This window comes from Paenalcaligenes sp. (assembly GCF_030152715.1).
Classification (GTDB): Bacteria; Pseudomonadota; Gammaproteobacteria; order Burkholderiales; family Burkholderiaceae_B; genus Paenalcaligenes; species Paenalcaligenes hermetiae.
The window spans coordinates 1-3,300 of sequence record NZ_JASLIX010000083.1 but is presented as its reverse complement, the minus strand read 5'-3'; the positions used below and the strand labels follow the sequence as shown (position 1 = coordinate 3,300).

The window sequence follows — 3,300 nt, the reverse complement described above, 5'->3', positions numbered from 1 at the left end:
ACACAACGCGTTACCGTCACCTCTCCTACATTAAAAGCTTGCCCTCTGCCGCCCATTGCGCCTCTGGCCATCACCATCCCTGTTTCTGGCTTACGAATATAGCTATACTCATAGGATGCTAACTCGGCCTCAAATTGCAGCAAGTCCTGCCCTGCTCGGGCCAACACTTGCATCCATCTCTGACGCCTAACCACGGTTTCCTGTTCAGTCATCACTGCATTCCCCTTACACCACAACGTGATATTGAAATCGATCTGCTCGGCTTACTGACCAAGCTAACTCAAAAGCCCTACCATCCTGATTCTTGGACAACGTTTGCACTGTTAATACGGGTCTATTTTCTGGCATCAATAAACGTGAGCTTTCTTGCATGGTGGGCATTCGGGCCCCAATCAAACTAAAGGCTCGTGTCAAAACCTGACCCTGACCACGTAAATAGCGCCGCATCGAACCCTGCTTATAGCCTGCCAACAATTCGGCATGCTCTAAAGCAAATACATGTCGAATCACACTAATTGGGCTCTCCTGAATCAAACGCAGTGTTCTATACTCCACCACCTCAGTCCCAGTCTCTAACCCTAAGTGCTGGGCCTCTACCTGCTCAGCGTCCCGCCGCACCACCCCTAACAGTTTGGCTTTGGTACTGTGTCCAGTCGCACCAAACCAATCACTGTAAGCACTATGCTCTACCATGGGGTAACGTAACGGTGCCTCTAAAACCTGTGTTCCCTTGCCCTGCACACGAACCACGTACCCTTCTTGAGCTAACACATCCAATGCACGTCGAGCTGTGTGTCTATTTACTCCAAACCGTTTAGCTAAGGGCAACTCACCGGGCAACATATCTCCCGCTGCATAATGTATTAACTCAGCTTTCAACGCGGCTGCGATCTGTAAATAGACGGGCTCGGCTTGTCTAGACATGTTCATATAATAAAAATGGCAGTTCCCTGCCCCTCTACACATTCAAATAAACACGCGACGTAAACGCTGGGACACAATATCAATGAGACTCACCACCACAATAATGATCAAAAGAATGGCTGCACCTTGCTGAAACTGAAAGCCGCGAATGGACTCCCACAACAACACACCAATCCCACCTGCACCTACCATTCCCACCACTGTGGCCGAACGTACATTAGACTCAAAGCGGTACAACACATAGGAAATCCACAACGGCATCACTTGTGGAATCACACCAAACACAATTTCTTGTAAAGAGCTAGCGCCGGTAGTACGAATCCCCTCCACTGGGCCATGATCAATGGACTCCACCGCTTCAGCAAATAACTTGGCTAACACCCCAGTCGTGCCTACAAATAAGGCCAACACTCCAGCAAAAGGTCCTAATCCCACCGCGACTACAAACAACATGGCAAAAACCATTTCATTAATAGAACGCAAGGCATCCATAACGCGACGTACGGGCTGATAGACCCACCACGGCACAATATTGGCTGAAGACATTAAGCCTAACGGCACACCAAAAATCACCGCTAACACCGTGCCCCAAACTGCAATTTGCACAGTAATCAGCATTTCTTTTACATATAAACGCCAGTCAGTAAAGTTGGGCGGGAAAAAATCGGCGGCAAAGGTGGCCATATTGGCTGAATCCTTCCACAACTGTAGGGGATTCATCTCAGCGCCTTCCCAAGACCACGCAAGAAAATAAATAAAAAGCCCCCACCCCAACAGTCTTAACCAATTGTTCTTATGAGGCTTTGTTAGCTCAACCGCTGAAATCAATGTAGTCATAATTACCCTAGTTAGACCTGAACGCTATTCATCACTCAGGTCTTAGCGCTTGTCTCAATTAAGTCTTAATTTGCTAGACTTGCCATTTTTTTCGCTAAGTCTTCTAGCTGTGCATCGAGTTGCTCAAGCTGTGCTTCTTTATCAGCTGCTGATAATTTAGAATCCGCCTCTAATTCACTGCGTGCCTTAAATAGCTCTAGCTGACGAATGGGCAACAATTGATCATTACTGGATTTTTTGAACTTGCTCCACTGCAAGGATTTCAACACCTCTGCCTCTTCAGGTTGGTCCCCATACGTTTGGAAGAACTCATCAAAGCTCACCTTAACCTCTTGAGGTAAGTTTTTACGCCAAACGATAGGGTCTGAGGGAATCAAAGGCGAACGCCAAATTTCTTTAATTTCTTGCGCTTTTTCAGGATTCATCAGATACAAGCGCTCTATCGCCTCGGTATTGCTAGTCGCCACATCCACCTGCTTATTCGCAACCGATAACGCATTCACTTCGTGGCTAGCATTCACCGTGCGTTTAAAAATTTTGCTAGGATCAACCCCGTTTTTAGCAAAAACATAGTAGCCAGGAACCAAAAAACCCGAGGTGGAGTTAGGGTCGCCATTCCCAAAGTTCAATTCACTCGCTTGTGCTAATACGTCCTCGACGCTATTCAGAGGGCTATCTTTATGAGCGATTAATAAACTCCAATAACCACCATTTCCATTGTGATCAATAGTCTGGTAGATCACTTCACCGCCAGCTCGGTCTACAGCCTCCATCGCTGATTTATTACCAAACCACGCAATATCGACCTTATCAAAACGCATCGCCTGAATAATGCCTGCATAATCTGAAGCAAAAAAGGCATTGACCTTATAACCTGTACGCTCAGACATATCCTCTAGGAAAGGCTCCCAAACTTGACGTAGGTTTTGCGAAGACTCAGTAGAAATAATGCCAAAATTCACTTCTTTTTGTTCTTGAGCTGACACAGCTCCTGAAACCAATACGCCAAAAAATACGGACGTTCCTAGCCACTTGGAAAGAGTTGTTACCATTGAAGTTCTCACATTAAATAAATACATTAAGCCGCTGCAAAATCGAATTGCTCTGAACCTGATTGTCTTTTTATGCTCTCCAAGTCGCTAAAGAACAAACTGGTATCCGCCTCAGAACCATAAAGCTGGTTCAACATTTGGGTGGATAACATCTCGATCGGCCCATCAAAATATTTTTGACCTGCTTTTAACGCAATAGCATGGCGACAGTACTTCACGGCGTAATCCACTTGATGCAGCGTCACAATCACCGTTTTGCCATCTTTTTGGTTAATGTCAGCTAAAACCTCCATCACATTACGTGCTGACTCTGGATCTAAAGAGGCAATGGGCTCATCCGCCAAAATCACTTCAGCGTGTTGGCATAAAGTCCGTGCAATTGCTACACGTTGCTGCTGACCTCCCGATAAGGTCGAAGCACGGCGATAGGCATGCTCAAGCAAACCTACGCGATCTAACGCTTGTAAGGCCTGCTCTTTTTCTTGGG

General features: G+C 46.3%; 5 protein-coding genes. All 5 read right to left on the bottom strand.

Going from position 1 to position 3,300, the window contains the following annotated elements; all coding sequences use genetic code 11:
- Positions 1-212, bottom strand: a 212-nt coding sequence (locus Q1V74_RS06625; RefSeq protein WP_300647596.1) for a phosphonate C-P lyase system protein PhnG, incomplete at its 3' end; no start/stop codon positions are given.
- Between the two features lie 13 nt (positions 213-225).
- Positions 226-924: a phosphonate metabolism transcriptional regulator PhnF gene (phnF, locus tag Q1V74_RS06620; protein ID WP_300647595.1), complete on the bottom strand. Its 699-nt coding sequence runs from the start codon at positions 922-924 to the stop codon at positions 226-228.
- 42 nt (positions 925-966) lie between these two features.
- Entirely contained in the window at positions 967-1,761 is a 795-nt protein-coding gene (gene phnE, locus Q1V74_RS06615; RefSeq protein WP_260650807.1) for a phosphonate ABC transporter, permease protein PhnE, read from the bottom strand.
- Between the two features lie 65 nt (positions 1,762-1,826).
- Positions 1,827-2,813 carry a phosphonate ABC transporter substrate-binding protein gene (gene phnD, locus Q1V74_RS06610; protein WP_260650808.1) on the bottom strand — a complete coding sequence of 329 codons (987 nt, stop codon included), beginning with the start codon at positions 2,811-2,813 and terminating at the stop codon, positions 1,827-1,829.
- Between the two features lie 26 nt (positions 2,814-2,839).
- A partial coding sequence (locus tag Q1V74_RS06605; RefSeq protein WP_300647594.1) for an ATP-binding cassette domain-containing protein occupies positions 2,840-3,300 on the bottom strand: 461 nt, incomplete at its 5' end.

What these genes read in the sequence shown, in the direction of transcription:
- phnF (WP_300647595.1), bottom strand. Translation starts at nt 924, where the DNA reads ATGTCTAGACAAGCCGAGCCCGTCTATTTACAGATCGCAGCCGCGTTG.
- phnE (WP_260650807.1), bottom strand. Translation starts at nt 1,761, where the DNA reads ATGACTACATTGATTTCAGCGGTTGAGCTAACAAAGCCTCATAAGAAC.
- phnD (WP_260650808.1), bottom strand. Translation starts at nt 2,813, where the DNA reads ATGGTAACAACTCTTTCCAAGTGGCTAGGAACGTCCGTATTTTTTGGC.